The organism is Bacillus sp. FSL R5-0434, from assembly GCF_038004745.1.
Taxonomy (GTDB): domain Bacteria; phylum Bacillota; class Bacilli; order Bacillales; family Bacillaceae; genus Bacillus; species Bacillus halotolerans.
Map to the genome: position 1 here is coordinate 2,625,203 of NZ_JBBORV010000001.1, position 15,622 is coordinate 2,640,824.

The 15,622-nt window shown below is 45.5% G+C and carries 16 protein-coding genes and 1 other RNA gene; 5 read left to right on the plus strand and 12 right to left on the minus strand.

The window, feature by feature from the left end:
• Positions 1–163 precede the first annotated feature (163 nt).
• A complete protein-coding gene (locus NYE43_RS13575; RefSeq protein WP_024122303.1) occupies positions 164–1,225 on the minus strand; it encodes an AI-2E family transporter in 1,062 nt (353 codons plus the stop codon).
• Positions 1,226–1,447: 222 nt separating this feature from the next.
• On the opposite strand from NYE43_RS13575, the gene NYE43_RS13580 reads away from it, so the two are divergent.
• From NYE43_RS13580 to NYE43_RS13595, 4 genes are all read left to right on the plus strand, one after another.
• Complete coding sequence (locus NYE43_RS13580; protein WP_024122304.1) at positions 1,448–2,176, plus strand: amino acid ABC transporter ATP-binding protein; 729 nt, start codon at positions 1,448–1,450, stop codon at positions 2,174–2,176.
• Between the two features lie 22 nt (positions 2,177–2,198).
• Complete coding sequence (locus tag NYE43_RS13585) at positions 2,199–3,020, plus strand: transporter substrate-binding domain-containing protein (RefSeq protein WP_024122305.1); 822 nt, start codon at positions 2,199–2,201, stop codon at positions 3,018–3,020.
• Positions 3,021–3,083: 63 nt separating this feature from the next.
• Positions 3,084–3,734 carry an amino acid ABC transporter permease gene (locus tag NYE43_RS13590; RefSeq protein WP_024122306.1) on the plus strand — a complete coding sequence of 217 codons (651 nt, stop codon included), beginning with the start codon at positions 3,084–3,086 and terminating at the stop codon, positions 3,732–3,734.
• 16 nt (positions 3,735–3,750) lie between these two features.
• Positions 3,751–4,407: an amino acid ABC transporter permease gene (locus NYE43_RS13595; protein ID WP_095714638.1), complete on the plus strand. Its 657-nt coding sequence runs from the start codon at positions 3,751–3,753 to the stop codon at positions 4,405–4,407.
• 33 nt (positions 4,408–4,440) lie between these two features.
• On the opposite strand, the gene NYE43_RS13600 is transcribed toward NYE43_RS13595, so the two are convergent.
• From NYE43_RS13600 to cymR, 8 genes are all read right to left on the minus strand, one after another.
• A complete protein-coding gene (locus NYE43_RS13600) occupies positions 4,441–4,572 on the minus strand; it encodes a YrzQ family protein (RefSeq protein ID WP_024122308.1) in 132 nt (43 codons plus the stop codon).
• 21 nt (positions 4,573–4,593) lie between these two features.
• Positions 4,594–4,785, minus strand: a complete 192-nt coding sequence (locus NYE43_RS13605) for a hypothetical protein (protein WP_010335110.1) — start codon at positions 4,783–4,785, stop codon at positions 4,594–4,596.
• An 11-nt stretch (positions 4,786–4,796) separates the two neighbouring features.
• Positions 4,797–5,321: a PRC-barrel domain-containing protein gene (locus tag NYE43_RS13610; RefSeq protein WP_151174396.1), complete on the minus strand. Its 525-nt coding sequence runs from the start codon at positions 5,319–5,321 to the stop codon at positions 4,797–4,799.
• A gap of 58 nt (positions 5,322–5,379) precedes the next feature.
• Entirely contained in the window at positions 5,380–7,776 is a 2,397-nt protein-coding gene (gene recD2, locus NYE43_RS13615; protein WP_059293517.1) for an SF1B family DNA helicase RecD2, read from the minus strand.
• 24 nt (positions 7,777–7,800) lie between these two features.
• Positions 7,801–8,421 (minus strand): tetratricopeptide repeat protein, encoded by a 621-nt coding sequence (locus tag NYE43_RS13620; protein ID WP_081638347.1) that lies wholly within the window; start codon positions 8,419–8,421, stop codon positions 7,801–7,803.
• Positions 8,422–8,505: 84 nt separating this feature from the next.
• On the minus strand, positions 8,506–9,621 hold the full coding sequence (gene mnmA, locus NYE43_RS13625; RefSeq protein ID WP_213417782.1) for a tRNA 2-thiouridine(34) synthase MnmA: 1,116 nt from the start codon (positions 9,619–9,621) through the stop codon (positions 8,506–8,508).
• A gap of 28 nt (positions 9,622–9,649) precedes the next feature.
• Positions 9,650–10,792 carry a cysteine desulfurase family protein gene (locus NYE43_RS13630; RefSeq protein ID WP_103672584.1) on the minus strand — a complete coding sequence of 381 codons (1,143 nt, stop codon included), beginning with the start codon at positions 10,790–10,792 and terminating at the stop codon, positions 9,650–9,652.
• 19 nt (positions 10,793–10,811) lie between these two features.
• Entirely contained in the window at positions 10,812–11,228 is a 417-nt protein-coding gene (cymR, locus tag NYE43_RS13635; RefSeq protein WP_003225879.1) for a cysteine metabolism transcriptional regulator CymR, read from the minus strand.
• Positions 11,229–11,429: 201 nt separating this feature from the next.
• Here cymR and NYE43_RS13640 point away from each other — a divergent pair, with 201 nt between their 5' ends.
• Positions 11,430–12,695, plus strand: coding sequence for a replication-associated recombination protein A (locus tag NYE43_RS13640; protein ID WP_127696705.1), 1,266 nt, complete (start codon positions 11,430–11,432; stop codon positions 12,693–12,695).
• Between the two features lie 41 nt (positions 12,696–12,736).
• On the opposite strand, the gene NYE43_RS13645 is transcribed toward NYE43_RS13640, so the two are convergent.
• From NYE43_RS13645 to aspS, 3 genes are all read right to left on the minus strand, one after another.
• A complete protein-coding gene (locus tag NYE43_RS13645; RefSeq protein WP_185848762.1) occupies positions 12,737–13,501 on the minus strand; it encodes a tRNA threonylcarbamoyladenosine dehydratase in 765 nt (254 codons plus the stop codon).
• 83 nt (positions 13,502–13,584) lie between these two features.
• Positions 13,585–13,777: non-coding RNA, 6S RNA (gene ssrS / locus NYE43_RS13650), on the minus strand.
• Between the two features lie 60 nt (positions 13,778–13,837).
• The gene (gene aspS / locus NYE43_RS13655; protein WP_341062120.1) at positions 13,838–15,616 is read right to left on the minus strand and encodes an aspartate--tRNA ligase; all 1,779 of its coding nucleotides are present in this window, start codon (positions 15,614–15,616) and stop codon (positions 13,838–13,840) included.
• Between the last annotated feature and the right edge of the window lie 6 nt (positions 15,617–15,622).

Sequence of the window (15,622 nt, forward strand, 5' to 3'; positions counted from 1 at the left end):
GCAGCGATTAACTGCACTCAGGATTAGCTTCCTCCGATCTTCTGATAAAGCTCCTTTCAGCTTACGGAGCTTCTCTCTTTAACAGGGCTTCGGCGTACTCAGATCCGTCACTCGAGATTCGTATGTATTCTACGAGAAATTATAGACAAGCGGCACGCCAATGTCAATGCTCCGTCCGCATCCGCAGAAAATGGATCATCATTACTTTTAAAACAGCCGCAGCAGGCACTGCCAGTATCATGCCGACAATCCCCGCCAGCTCACCTCCAGCAAGAAGCGCAAGCATGATCACTACCGGGTGCATCTTGAGACTTCTGCCGACAATAAACGGACTGAGGACATTTCCTTCCAAAAATTGAAGTACAAACACCGTAATGACAACGACAAGAACGGCCTTCACAGAAATCGTCATTGCAATCAAAAGCGCAGGAACAGCGCCGATAAAGGGACCGAAGTACGGGATGACATTCGTAATACCCGAGATAAGACCCAGTATCAGCGGATACGGAAGGCCAAATATCCAAAATGTAATACCGGCTACGGCTCCGAGAATCAAGCAGACGAGCAGCTGGCCGCGAATGTAATCACCGAGAGAATCATCTACATCAAGCAAAAAAGCGCTGCCCCGCTTCCTCCACGACTTCGGCGTCAAATACCACACCGTTTTTTTCATCAATTCGATGTCCTTGACCATATAAAATACGAGAAAAGGAATCGTTGCCGCAATTAAGAAATAGTCGAGCACTTTACGGATTCCGCTAATTGCCCCTTCGATTGTGCCGGCGAAAAACGCCTCTGTCTGCCTAATCATTTTGTCTATGCGCTGATGCATGCCGTCCGGCCAGTCATCTGTATGGTTATGCACATGGAGAAGGAGCCCATTGTACGTCTCGGCAAACATAGGTATATTTTCTGACAGATCCGTCAGCTGCACGATTAGAACAGGCACACCTTTATATAATGCCCAGCCCAGTCCGCCAAAAAAAAGGACGTAAATCACCAAAATGCTTAAAGTCCTTGGCAGACCTTTGTCATGAAGCCACTCAGTGACCGGAAGTAATAAATAAGAAATAAAAATAGAAATGATCAAGGGAATAAAGATCGATTTTATGACGAGCCACAGGGGAGACCATAACATATCTAGCATACAAAAGACATAGACTGTTAACAGGACCAATAAACAAATGGCCACCCATAACAAAAGCTGCACCGGTTTCTGGAGCATCTGCTTTCACCTCTTCTATATCTTTTGAGGATTATAGGGAATTATTCTCTTATGTTTTCTTTACACCTACAAATGGATTGGATATTTTCCCACGCTGAATTTTCAGAAAAGTTTGACCCTTTCTCACTAAGGTATGCATCATATCGTGTTGTTACTATCCTCAACCTTGTAAGTTAGTTACATTTACACATAATTATTGAAGTTTCTGTTAGGAGGATTGCGATGATCTCATTTCAAAATGTAAACAAGCATTACGGAGATTTTCATGTGCTAAAGCAGATTAACCTGCAAATCGAAAAAGGTGAAGTCGTCGTCATTATCGGCCCATCAGGTTCCGGAAAAAGCACTTTGCTCAGATGCATCAACAGGCTGGAGACGATTAACGAAGGAACACTTACCGTAAACGGCACAGTTATTAATGACAGAAAAACTGACATTAATAACGTACGGCGAAATATCGGAATGGTGTTTCAGCACTTTCATTTATATCCTCATAAAACCGTGCTGCAAAATATTATGCTGGCGCCCGTAAAAGTACTCGGACAATCCGCTGAACAAGCGAAGGAAACTGCGCTGTATTACCTTGAAAAAGTCGGAATCCCTGAGAAAGCAAACGCCTACCCTTCCCAGCTTTCCGGCGGGCAGCAGCAGCGTGTGGCTATTGCCCGGGGACTGGCGATGAAGCCGGAGGTCATGCTGTTTGACGAGCCGACATCGGCGCTCGATCCGGAAATGATCGGTGAAGTGCTTGATGTGATGAAGAACCTCGCCAAAGAAGGCATGACAATGGTTGTCGTGACGCATGAAATGGGGTTTGCGAGAGAAGTGGCGGATCGTATTGTCTTTATTGATGAAGGAAATATTCTGGAGGAAGCAGCACCGGCTGAGTTTTACGCAAACCCGAAGGAAGAACGGGCACGCCTATTCTTGAGCCGTATTTTAAATCATTAAAAAGAGAAATGGGGGAGTTTGTATGAAAAAGATTTTATCGTTAGCATTGATTTCTTTAATCGCTGTTGTCATGCTTGCTGCATGCGGAAGCAAGGGGTCAAACGGAGAAAGCGCAAAGGATAGCAAAAAAGATACATTAGCTGCCATTAAAGATCAAGACAAAATTGTTTTCGGTGTTAAAACCGACACCAGGCTGTTCGGCCTGAAAAACCCAAGCTCAGGTGATATCGAGGGATTTGACATCGACATTGCCAAACAAATCGCTAAAGATATTTTAGGCGACGAAAACAAAGCTGAATTTAAAGAAGTCACATCAAAAACAAGGATCCCGATGCTTCAAAACGGAGATATCGACGCCATTGTCGCAACGATGACGATCACTGATGAACGAAAAAAGGAAGTTGACTTTTCCGATGTCTATTTTGAAGCAGGCCAATCACTTCTCGTGAAAAAAGGCAGCAAGATCAAAAGTATTGAGGACCTTGGCAAAGGCTCGAAAGTTCTCGCTGTAAAAGGCTCCACTTCCTCTCAAAACATACGCGAAAAGGCGCCTGATGCGAGTGTATTAGAGTTCGAAAACTACACCGAAGCCTTTACAGCGCTGAAATCCGGTCAAGGCGATGCTCTCACAACGGATAATGCCATTTTATACGGAATGGCTGACGAGAATAAAAATTATCAATTAACAGGAGAACCATTCACGGATGAGCCATATGGAATTGCCGTAAAAAAAGGACAATCGGCTCTCGCAAAAGAAATTAACGCTTCTCTCGAAAAGATGAAATCGGACGGTAGATATGACGAGATTTATAAAAAATGGATTAAAGAAGAACCAGCTGAATAACGAACATCCCGGGGTGAGCAGGCGATGCTCATCCCGATTTTATAAGGAGAGTGAATAAAGCATATGAATGTGTCTATTCTATTCGATAACTTCGACATGTATATGGACGGTTTTTACCACACGCTGCTCGCAAGCCTGATCGCGCTGGCCGGCAGCTTTGCGCTTGGCGTTCTTGTCGCGGTGATGAGAATAACAGTATTTAAGCCCTTGCAATGGCTCGGGACGGCTTATGTCGAATTTATCCGCAATATCCCCTTGCTTTTGATTACATTTGTCTTTTACTTTGGACTTCCAAATGCGGGTCTGAGGCTGGATGGATTCCAAGCGGGTACCGTTGCGCTCACAATTTATACGTCTGCTTTTATCGCAGAAGCCATCAGAGCCGGCATCCAGTCTGTTTCAAAAGGGCAAATGGAAGCAGCAAGATCGTCAGGCTTTACCTACAGCCAGGCAATGATATATATCATTTTGCCCCAGGCGATCAAAATTGTGATCCCCCCCTTGGGCAATCAATTTTTAAACTTGGTCAAAAACTCGTCTATTCTCGGGGTTGTTGCCGGATTGGATCTCATGTATCAGGCGGATTTGGTGTCATCAAGCACGCTCGTCGTTTTTGATGTCTATATCTTTGTGGCACTCTTTTACTTAGTGCTGACGATACCGCTTAGTATCGGTGTTAACTATTTGGAAAAACGGCTGGAAAGAAGCTATTGATAAGGAGTGAAAAACATTGGATTTCATCGGAGCTTATTCATCTGAACATTTAGCTTTTTTATGGGACGGCTTTCTCGTCACACTGTACGTTGCATTTATTTCTATCATTCTGAGCTTTATTTTTGGGTTGATCGCAGGTACTCTCCGCTATGCGAAAATCCCAATTCTTTCTCAACTGATTGCCGTTCTCGTTGAAACGATCAGAAATCTCCCCTTATTATTAATTATTTTCTTTACGTTTTTCGCCCTGCCGGAAATCGGGATCAAACTTGAAATTACAGCTGCCGCTATTACAGCCTTAACAATCTTTGAATCCGCCATGCTTTCTGAAATCATACGGAGCGGCCTGAATTCAGTTGACAAAGGGCAGATTGAAGCGGCGCGTTCCTCCGGTCTTAGCTATACACAGACACTTTTCTCTATTGTGATGCCTCAGGCGCTTCGCCGGATGGTTCCGCCGATCGTAAGCCAGTTTATTTCTTTATTAAAGGATACATCGCTAGCTGTTGTGATTGCCCTGCCTGAGCTTATTCATAACGCGCAGATTTTAAACGGGCAAAGCGCTGACGGCAGTTATTTTTTCCCGATTTTTCTGCTGGCGGCATTGATGTATTTTGCAGTCAATTACAGTCTTTCACTTGCAGCCAGACGCCTAGAGGCACGGCAGACATAAAAAGGATACTCTAAAGAGAGTATCCTTCATTCCTTAAAACATCTTCATCATTCTTTTTCTCATCCGCTTCATGCTTCGATTATTCAGCATGTCAGATTGAGTTGCCATTCGGTACACGAGAGCCCCGGCTCCCAGCGCCAAAAGAGAAGTCATTGTCCGATTCATCCTGCGCATCTCCTTTCGTTATTAAAAATTGATGCTGCGTTCATCCTCAGAAAACAAATCATCCAGGCTGCTTAGCGTTCCGTCTTCTTCCACTTGATGAGTTTCAATCTTCCCTTTGACCACTGTCAGCTCAATGAAACAGCCCCAGCAATAATATTGGTTCACGCCGATTTTCCCGATATCCTTACTTTTGCAGTTCGGGCATATAAGCATATCTCACACCTCTATCCGTTCAGAACGATCTCGTCTTTCCGCACCTCTACAAGCGAATCCGCTCTTTGGATCTGGCGTTTGCACCCCGCCAAGTCAGAAAAGAAACCGTCCGAGAGTTCATATGCTACGATTATGCCCTTGTCCAAACAAAAGTATACATCTTCCAGCATCCCCAAAATATCACCCTCTTGCGATTTCACGAGCTTCATTTTCATCTGCTCATATGTGAAGCATGATTTCGGAAGAGGCAAAAGCTGTTCTGAATTGACTGCGGCCAATATCCGGTCATGAAGAATGCAACTGATATCACATGCTCGTAAAAGCGCATGATGGTTATGAAAAAGACGTTTTTGTTCAAGAATAAATCCGAGACAATTTCCTTCAAGAGAAAAACAAATATCAGAAATCGTCCCAAGATAAAAAGAAGTTTGTTCTGAATATACAGGAAATCCTTCTACCTCATGGCATGTTCTCAAAGTGTGATCAACCACCTTTTGTTGAACAGGCTTAGGTTTTGCTTTTCGCCTTTGACACATACGATGAAATCACTTCCACCCCCAATGAAAAAAGCTCCCGCAAACACGGGAGCCCTTTTTACAGCTGTTCTTCTTTCATAAAATCGAATGGCGTAATGCCTTCCATTCCGATATTTGCGTCGTGCACGCTGAACGGGAGCTCTTTTTGCAAAGCCGCAAGCTCAGCATCCATTTCAGCCGCCTGCGCTGACAGCCTGTTTTTTAATGAGGTCTGTCTGACAGTCGCGTCATTATTTTTCACGCCCCACTCCAGCGCTTCCTCTTCCCCGCATAAAATGAGAAATTTCTTCGCCCTCGTGATGGCGGTATATAGAAGGTTTCTTCTGAGCATTCTATAGTAGCCCTTCACTACTGGAAGAACCACGATCGGAAATTCACTGCCCTGCGATTTATGAATAGAGCAGCAATACGCATGAGTAAACTGACTGAAGTCTTTTTTCGTAAACGTCATTTCATTGCCGTCAAAAGAGACAACAGCCATGTCTTCTTTTTCTGTATTTTCCTTCGCGTAGAAAATGGAAGTGATTTCTCCAATATCGCCGTTAAACACATTGTTTTCCGGCTGATTGACAAGCTGCAAAATTTTATCCCCGGTTCTATAGACAACGTCACCGAACTTAATTTCTCTCCGCTTTTCTTTTGGAGGGTTTAAAATATCCTGCAGCATCACATTCAGCTCATTGATTCCGGCTTTCCCTCTGTACATTGGGGCGAGGACCTGTATATCTTTTGCCGTATATCCTTTTTTCAATGCATTCGCGACAACCTTCTCAACCACTTCTTTAATTTGCGAACCACCGCAGCGAATAAAGGAACGATCCTTTGTCGGGGCCGTCAGGTTGTTCGGAAGCAGCCCGTTTTTCATCTCGTGGGCAAGCTCGACAATCGACGATCCTTCCGCTTGCCGGTAGATGTCGGTCAGTCTTACGGTCGGAATCACCTGGGATGCCAAAAGGTCTCTGAGCACTTGACCGGGTCCGACGGAAGGCAGCTGGTCTTCGTCTCCGACAATGATGATTTGAATATGGTCAGGGATCGCTTTGAATAAATGATTCGCAAGCCATATATCAAGCATACTCGCTTCATCGATAATCAAAAGCTTCCCTTCAATCGGCTGGTCCTCTGTATGAGTAAATCCTTCCGCGCCGTTCCAGCCGAGCAGCCGGTGTATCGTAACCGCCGGAAGCCCCGTTGACTCACTCATTCGTTTCGCCGCTCTACCTGTAGGCGCGGCCAGCACAATCGGAAAGGCTTCATCTTTTTTATAATCCGACGGATCAAGCGAAGCACCGTGGAGTTCTCCATACAATTCCACAATGCCTCTGATGACCGTTGTTTTACCGGTACCCGGTCCTCCCGTTAAAAGAAGCATCGGTGACGACAGCGCTTTTTGTATCGCTTCCTTCTGACTCGGCGCGTACTGAACATTCATACGCTCTTCCAATTCCCCTAAAGCCAGAAGGAATTCTGATTCAGGAAACTGGTCGTCATATTCGGTTTGGCTTGCGATCTGTTTCACACGCTTTGCAACATTTTGTTCAGCGAAAAACAGCGACGGAAAGTAACATCGTTCATCTTCAATGACAATATCCTTATTCTCTCCAAGCGCAATCATTGCATTAGCGGCATCCATTTCTGTAATGCGCTGTCCATCTGCCGCTGACTGATTTAACAGCGTTTGGGTTTCGATAATCAGCTGCTTCGTTTCTATGTACGTATGCCCTTCTGAAAGGCATGTCGTTTCAAGCGTGTACAAAATAGCCGCTTTTATCCGCTCAGGATGATTCCCTGAGAGCCCCATTCTTCCGCCAAGCTCATCTGCTTTTCCAAAGCCGATGCCTTCCACGTCTCTCACAAGCTGATAAGGGTTTTCCTGAATTTTCTCCAGCGTCTCGGATTCATAGGCCTGATAGATTTTCATAGACAGCTGAGGGCCGAACCCAAATTGATTCAGCGAAATCATAATTTGCTCCAGTCCCTGATGCCGCTGCAAAGCACCGGCAAGGGTGTCAGCTTTCTTTTTTGACAGTCTCGGAACATCATAAAGGACTGAAGAATCAGCCAAAATTTTATTAATCGCACTGTCACCCAGTTTTTTCACAATCTCTTCAGCGGTTTTTTTACCGATTCCTTCAAACAGATCGCTCGACAAATACTGAATGACGCCTTCTTTTGTTGTCGGGATCTCCTTTTTGAAATGCTCAGCTTGAAATTGCAGTCCGAACTTTGGGTGAGTAACGGTTTTTCCGTAAAACGTGTAGGTCTCTTCTTCTTGAAGCGCAGGGAAGTAGCCCGTCACGGATACGACTTTATCTTCAATAGCTTCGGAGGTCTCTGTGACTTTCACTTTCAGAACCGTATATAAATTGGCGTCATTGTGATAAATGACGGTGTTTACTGTCCCTTTTAAAAAGGGCTCCTCCTCCATTTTCAGCTGATCCGGGTGCTGCTGCACGAGCCGTCCCTCCTCCTGAGCTTTTTATGATGGGTCGATCAGTTTTTTTGCATGAAGCGCCAGCATATGATCGGGCTGGATTTCGATAGCCTTGTCCAGCATTTCAAGCGCTTTTTCACGATTTTCTTTATAAGCATAAGCGACACCGGAGTTATAAAACGCATCCGCGTGCCCCGGGTCTTGCTCTGTTACAGCTTCGAATTGGCTGAGTGCTTCGTCCAGCATGCCTTCGTTCGCTAAGCACATCCCGAATTGGAAACGCGCTTCTGCATCGTTTTCATTCAGCTCGACGGCTCTTTGTAAATATGGCAGAGCGAGCTTAGGCTGCTCAAGCTTTACGAGAACGGTTCCAAGCATGTAGAAAAGATCACCGTTCTCCATTCCGGCACGCAGCGCTTTTTCAAACATGTCTTTCGCTTCTTTGTACATTTCTTTTACAACATAGACATTTCCTGCTCCATAATAAGCAGTGGCTGCCCCACTGTCTAAGTCAAGCGCTTTTTCATAAAACGCAAGCGCCCGTTCCAGTTCATTTACTGATGAAAGCAGGTTAGCAAAGTTAATATACGGAATTGCGTCTTCTTTGTTCTCTTCAATCGCTTTTGTAAAAGCCTCTGCCGCTTTTTCGTAATCGCCTTCCTGCATTGCCTCTATACCGGCTTGATTGTAGTCCACAGACATCTTCCTTTCATTAAAAAACCCCAACTCGCTGTTGAGGTTTTTTTCATTTTATACATACCACAATTTTGTTCCGTCTTTATATACGTCATCGATGGTTCCGCCGCCAAGGCATTCTTCGCCATCATAGAAGACAACGGCTTGTCCCGGTGTGACAGCACGGACCCGTTCGTCGAAGATAACCTCCGCTTCGCCTTCCCCAGTCATTCGAACCGTGACTTTATGGTCTTCTTGACGGTAACGGAATTTAGCCGTGCAGGAAATCTCTTCGCCCTTCATGATATCCGAACGAACCCAGCTGATATTGGTTGCTGTGATTTTATCGGAGTAAAGGAGCGGGTTGTGGAACCCTTGATCCACGTAAAGGATGTTCTTTTCAAGATCTTTACCGACCGCAAACCACGGCTCGCCGCTTCCGCCGATGCCAAGGCCGTGACGCTGTCCGATCGTGTAGTACATTAACCCGTCATGGCGTCCTTTTACTTCGCCGTCCATCGTCATCATATCGCCCGGCTGTGCAGGGAGATATTGGCTAAGAAACGTTTTGAAGTTGCGTTCGCCGATAAAACAGATGCCTGTGCTGTCTTTTTTCGTTGCCGTTGCAAGTTCTGATTCTTTGGCAATTTCACGCACACGGCTTTTTTGAAGCTCGCCGATCGGGAACATGACTTTGCTTAGCGTATCTTCTGTCAGCTGATTCAAGAAGTACGTTTGATCTTTGTTTTCATCAATGCCGCGCAGCATTCTTACTTTGCCGCCGCTTCTGTCGACCCTTGCATAGTGGCCAGTCGCTAAATAGTCGGCGCCAAGTGACAGTGCATGCTCCAAAAATGCCTTGAATTTAATTTCTTTGTTGCACAGCACATCCGGGTTTGGTGTTCTGCCTGCTTTATATTCATCGAGGAAGTATTGAAATACCTTCTCGTAATATTGCTTTTCAAAATTAACGGCATAGTACGGAATTCCGATTTGATTGCAGACGCGGATCACATCTTCATAATCCTCTGTCGCCGTGCAAAAACCGTTTTCGTCCGTATCATCCCAGTTTTTCATAAAGATTCCGATCACGTCATAGCCCTGTTCTTTTAACAGCAGAGCCGCCACAGATGAGTCTACTCCGCCGGACATGCCGACAACGACTCTTGTATCCTCCGGCCGTTTTTCCATTTCATTCACTCCAATAATTAAGTCCGCCTTATTGTGTCAGCCGCTTTACAACAGCAGCCACATGTTCGGCAGCGGTTTTCACTTGCTCAGCCGTATTGCCGAGACCGAAGCTGATTCGAATTGAGGACGTCAGCCGGTCGCTCTCTTCACCGAACATGGCAGTCAGAACGTGTGACGGCAGGACTGAACCAGCGGTGCACGCTGATCCGCTGGAGACCGCAACTCCCGCCATATCAAGATTTACCAGCAGTGCCTCCACAGATGCACCGGGAAAATAAAGGTTCATGACATGCGGAAGGCTATGCTCTTGATCTCCATTGATCTCGAATGCCACATCGGCATCCTTAAGCGTACCGGCAATGATTGTTTTAAACGATTGATACTTCTCGTTTTTTTCGTCCCGTTCTTCGCCCGACAGCTTGACCGCTTCTTTCAGCCCGACAATTCCCGGAACATTTTCTGTTCCGGCACGGCGTTTTCTTTCTTGCTCTCCTCCGAATAACAGCGGAGAAAGCTTTACATCCTTACTTGCATATAAAAAGCCTGTCCCTTTTGGCCCGTTGAGCTTGTGCCCAGAAACAGACAGAAGGTCAATATGGCTGCTTTTCACATCAATTGGAAAAAACCCGAATGCCTGAACAGCATCGGTATGAAAATAAGCCGTGTGTTCCTTCAGCAGCTGGCCGATTTCATCGATCGGCTGCACAGTTCCGACTTCGTTATTTCCATACATCACTGTCACAAGGATTGTATCATCACGTAGTGCTTCTTTCACCTGATTTGCACTGACTCTGCCGTTTTCATCAACATCCAGATACGTCACTTCAAATCCGTCTTCCTCCAGTTTTTCGCAAGTGTGAAGCACGGCGTGATGCTCAATTTTTGTCGTGATGATATGTTTTCCCTGATCTTTTCTGGCAAGCGCAGTTCCCATTATCGCTAAGTTATCGGCTTCCGTTCCCCCGCTAGTGAAAATAATTTCCTGTTCTGCCGCACCAATTTCAGCTGCAATCTGCGCTCTTGCTTCGTCCACCCATTTGCGTGATTCTCTTCCAAATGAATGAATGCTGGATGGATTGCCGAAATTTCCGGAGAAATGCGGTATCATTTTCTCCAGCACGCGATCATCCATCGGAGACGTTGCGGCGTGATCCAAATAAATCCGTTCCATTTTGTTTTACACCTCTGATTTAAATATAGAACATATAAGCTTCTTGCTCCCCATCTGTATAGCTGGCAAGGTCCTCTAATGTTGTGCTGTCTAACACTTCTTTAACGGCATCCCGTATGCGGATCCACAGCTCCCGCTTGGCAGGCTCCTCGTCTTCGAGCACTTCCACAGGGCTGATCGGACCTTCAAGCACGCGGATGATGTCTCCAGCTGTAATGGCATCCGGCTCACTGCCTAATACGTATCCGCCGTATGCGCCTCTGATGCTTTTGACTAAGCCGGCATTTCTGAGCGGTGAGACCAGCTGCTCTAAATAATGCTCTGACAAATTATTTGTCTGTGCGATGCTTTTTAATGAAGTCGGGCCTTCACCATGCTTTTTCGCGAGCTCGATCATAATGGTGAGACCGTATCTTCCTTTAGTTGATATTTTCAACATGAACACCTCTGTTATTTCATGATTTTCCACATATATAATGGTAATTTCTATATAATTCGTCCGTTTATTAAATAATAGACCAACTGCTATTATAGCATACCTTCTGCGAATTTTCATGGAAGCTGGCGGAAACGGGGCTTCCCCCTTTTCTAATTTCCGGTTTTCCGTTACCCTGTAATTAAGTAAGGAGAGATGATGATGAAGCCATTGGCATATCGGATGCGTCCGACGAAAATAGAGGATATTATCGGCCAGCAGCATCTGGTGGCTGAAGATAAAATTATCGGCAGAATGGTTCAGGCAAAACATTTGTCATCCATGATTTTGTACGGGCCGCCCGGAATTGGAAAAACCTCAATCGCAACAGCAATCGCCGGTTCAACAAGTATTGCTTTCCGCAAGCTGAATGCCGTTATTAACAATAAAAAGGATATGGAGATCGTAGCCCAAGAAGCCAAAATGTCCGGCCAGGTCATTTTGATTTTGGATGAAGTCCACAGACTCGATAAAGGAAAACAGGATTTTCTTTTGCCTTATTTAGAAAATGGCATGATTATTTTAATCGGCGCCACTACAGCTAACCCATATCACGCCATAAATCCGGCCATCAGAAGCCGAACGCAGATTTTTGAGCTAGAGCCATTAACACCTGAATTGATTAAACAGGCATTAGAGCGAGCTCTTCATGATGAGCATCGGGGGCTTGGCACATATTCCGTTTCAATTGATGACCAGGCGATGGAGCATTTTGCCCACGGATGCGGAGGAGATGTCCGTTCCGCTTTAAATGCGCTTGAGCTTGCCGTATTGTCAACGAAGGAGTCTGCGGACGGCGTGATTCACATCACGTTAGAGTCTGCGGAAGAATGCCTGCAGAAAAAGAGTTTTTCTCACGATAAAGACGGTGATGCGCATTATGACGTCTTGTCCGCTTTTCAAAAATCGATCCGCGGCTCTGATGCCAACGCCGCTCTTCACTATTTGGCCAGATTAATTGAAGCGGGTGACTTGGAAAGCATCGCGAGAAGACTGTTGGTTATCGCCTATGAGGATATCGGCTTAGCCAGCCCGCAGGCCGGGCCGAGAGTGCTGCATGCAGTTCAGACCGCCGAACGTATCGGCTTCCCTGAAGCGCGCATACCGCTGGCCAATGCGGTCATTGAGCTCTGTCTCTCGCCGAAATCCAATTCAGCTATTTTAGCAATCGATGAAGCGCTCGCGGACATCAGAGCAGGAAAAATCGGCGATGTCCCAAAACATTTAAAAGACGCGCATTATAAAGGAGCACAGGAACTTGGAAGAGGAATCGACTATAAATACCCTCATAATTACGAAAATGGATGGGTTGAACAGCAGTACCTCCCTGATCCTTTAAAGAACAAGCAATATTACAAACCGAAGCAAACTGGTAAATTTGAATCTGCGTTAAAGCAAGTGTACGATAAATTAATAAAAAGAAAATAAAAAAACAGCCTTGAATATGCTTCAAGGCTGTTTTTTATTCATTATTTATCCTTCACGCGTTTGATTTCAATATCTTTCAAAAGATCCATGACAACATGACCGCCCATAATCAATCCCGCAACTGACGGCACAAAAGCATTAGAGGACGGCGGCATTTTGGCTTTGCGGATTTTCGCATCGTCATTTCCGACTTCTTTTCTGACGTCTTCCCGGATTACAATCGGGCTTTCATCGGAGAAAATCACTTGAACGCCCTTTTTGATGCCTTCTTTACGGAGTCTCGTACGAACTACCTTTGCAATTGGGTCAGTATGTGTTTTAGAAATATCTGCAATTTGGAAACGTGCCGGGTCTGTCTTATTCGCCGCACCCATGCTGGAGATCAGCGGAATATCCCGTTTCAGACATTCTTTCATTAAATGGATTTTATAATGAATGGTGTCTGACGCATCAATCACATAGTCAAGGTTATACTCAAAGAATTGCTCATACGTTTCTTCCGTATAAAACATTTTTAACGAAATCACTTCACACTCGGGGTTAATGTCTGCAATACGCGCTTTCATTAAATCCACTTTCGGCTGACCGACAGTTGAAAGAAGAGCGTGAAGCTGACGGTTTACGTTTGTGATGTCCACATCATCCTTATCAACAAGCAGGATGCGTCCAACGCCTGAACGTGCAAGCGCCTCCGCTGCGAACGATCCGACGCCTCCAACTCCAAGCACAGCAACCGTGCTGTTTTTCAGCGTTTCAAGGCCTTCTTTTCCGATAGCTAATTCATTGCGTGAAAACTGGTGTAACAAGAACCTCACTCCACATTCGTAATCTGGTTTTCCTATGATAAATGGCTGTTACAGAAACAGCCGTTTTTTCTGCGCATAAAAAATAAAGTCCCAATTGTGCCGTTGCAGCTTTCCTTTGTTTTGAACCCGCTCTCAGCAGGTGGGTGCCCTCTTTTAAATCTTGTAAGTCCTCTTTACCGAATGAAAAGAGGCATGTACGCCATTTAAAAATGCGGGCTCCCAAATCAAAAAAATGTTCGGTCAAAACTAGGTGTACAACTAACACATCAGGACTTTATTTAACTTGTCAAAATCATATCACAGACGATTTTGATTTTCAAGAATCGAACTGCACATTCAGTTCTTTACTTTTGATTTAATAGAAAGGTGAAGTTCATCAAGCTGCGCGTCGCTTACTTCTCCCGGCGCATCTGTCATCAGACAGCTTGCACTTGCCGTTTTCGGGAAAGCGATCGTATCTCTCAGATTCGTACGGCCGGCAAGAAGCATCACGAGACGGTCTAAGCCAAGCGCGATTCCGCCGTGCGGAGGAGCGCCGTATTCAAATGCCTCAAGAAGGAATCCAAACTGTTCTGCTGCTTCTTCTTTTGTGAAACCAAGCAGTGCAAACATTTTTTCCTGAATATCCTTTTCGAAAATACGGATCGAACCGCCGCCAAGCTCATAGCCGTTTAAGACGAGGTCATAGGCTTGTGCTTTCATGTCCTCAGGCGCTGTTTCAATCAGCTCAAGGTCTTCACGGACAGGCATTGTAAACGGATGGTGCGCTGCGTAAAAACGGCCTTCCTCCGAATCATGCTCTAAGAGCGGCCAGTCAATAACCCATAAGAAGTTGAAGAGGTTTTCATCAATGAGTCCCCGTTCTTTCCCAAGCTTTAAGCGCAGGGCTCCGAGTGATGCGGCAACAACTTCGAATTTATCCGCTCCGAACAGCAGCAAGTCACCCTCAGCGGCATTAAGTGCTTCAATCAGCTTAGACTGCTTTTCATCATCAAAGAATTTGGCGATCGGGCCTTTCACTCCGTCCGCTTCGACCTTCACCCAAGCAAGTCCTTTCGCTCCGTAATTTGCGGCAAACGCGCCTAGAGCATCGATGTCTTTTCTTGAGTAATCGCCTGCCCCGCCTTTTACGTTGATGGCTTTGACTACACCGCCGTTTGCCACAGCTGATGAGAACACCTTAAATTCAGTATCTTTTACAATGTCAGATACATCTGTCAAAAGCATGTCAAAGCGAGTATCCGGTTTATCAGAACCGTATTTGTTCATCGCCTCGTCATACGTCATTCGAGGCAGAGGAAGCTTGAGTTCCACACCTTTCGTTTCACGCATAATCTTTGCCATCATATCCTCAGCCAATGACATAATGTCTTCCTGGCTCATAAAGGACATTTCAATATCGATTTGCGTAAACTCAGGCTGGCGGTCCGCACGCAAGTCCTCATCACGGAAACAGCGGGCAATCTGATAATAGCGTTCAACGCCTGAGACCATCAGAAGCTGTTTAAATAGCTGCGGAGATTGAGGCAGCGCATAGAATTCACCTTCGTGCACACGGCTCGGCACCAAGTAGTCACGTGCCCCCTCAGGTGTGCTTCCTGTTAAAATCGGCGTTTCAATATCAAGAAACCCTTTTTCATCTAAAAAGCCCCGAGCAGCTCTCGTCACGTTATGGCGCAGCTGGATCGTTTGAAACATAGCCGGTCTGCGCAAATCTAAGTAACGGTATTTTAAACGCACGTCCTCTGATACATCATCCGCTTGATCAGAAATGGCAAACGGAGGCGTCTTCGCAGCACTCAATACAGTCACTGCATCAGCGTGAATTTCAATCGCGCCTGTTTTCAAATTCTTATTCACTGTACCTTCTTCGCGCGCAACCACTTTTCCTTGAATATCAAGTACATATTCGTTTCTGATGCCTTCCGCAATAGCAAGCGCTTCTTTTGATACATCAGGGTTAAAAACGACTTGAACAATTCCCGTACGGTCACGCAAGTCAATAAAAATCAATCCGCCGAGGTCCCGTCTTTTTTGGACCCAGCCTTTCAGCGTTACAGATTCGCCAATTGCTTTTTCAGTCATTTCGCCGCAATAATATGTTCTTCCAAACAATGCGTT

What these genes read in the sequence shown, in the direction of transcription:
- NYE43_RS13575 (WP_024122303.1), bottom strand. Translation starts at nt 1,225, where the DNA reads ATGCTCCAGAAACCGGTGCAGCTTTTGTTATGGGTGGCCATTTGTTTA.
- NYE43_RS13580 (WP_024122304.1), top strand. Translation starts at nt 1,448, where the DNA reads ATGATCTCATTTCAAAATGTAAACAAGCATTACGGAGATTTTCATGTG.
- NYE43_RS13585 (WP_024122305.1), top strand. Translation starts at nt 2,199, where the DNA reads ATGAAAAAGATTTTATCGTTAGCATTGATTTCTTTAATCGCTGTTGTC.
- NYE43_RS13590 (WP_024122306.1), top strand. Translation starts at nt 3,084, where the DNA reads ATGAATGTGTCTATTCTATTCGATAACTTCGACATGTATATGGACGGT.
- NYE43_RS13600 (WP_024122308.1), bottom strand. Translation starts at nt 4,572, where the DNA reads ATGAATCGGACAATGACTTCTCTTTTGGCGCTGGGAGCCGGGGCTCTC.
- NYE43_RS13605 (WP_010335110.1), bottom strand. Translation starts at nt 4,785, where the DNA reads ATGCTTATATGCCCGAACTGCAAAAGTAAGGATATCGGGAAAATCGGC.
- NYE43_RS13610 (WP_151174396.1), bottom strand. Translation starts at nt 5,321, where the DNA reads ATGTGTCAAAGGCGAAAAGCAAAACCTAAGCCTGTTCAACAAAAGGTG.
- NYE43_RS13620 (WP_081638347.1), bottom strand. Translation starts at nt 8,421, where the DNA reads ATGCAGGAAGGCGATTACGAAAAAGCGGCAGAGGCTTTTACAAAAGCG.
- mnmA (WP_213417782.1), bottom strand. Translation starts at nt 9,621, where the DNA reads ATGGAAAAACGGCCGGAGGATACAAGAGTCGTTGTCGGCATGTCCGGC.
- NYE43_RS13630 (WP_103672584.1), bottom strand. Translation starts at nt 10,792, where the DNA reads ATGGAACGGATTTATTTGGATCACGCCGCAACGTCTCCGATGGATGAT.
- NYE43_RS13640 (WP_127696705.1), top strand. Translation starts at nt 11,430, where the DNA reads ATGAAGCCATTGGCATATCGGATGCGTCCGACGAAAATAGAGGATATT.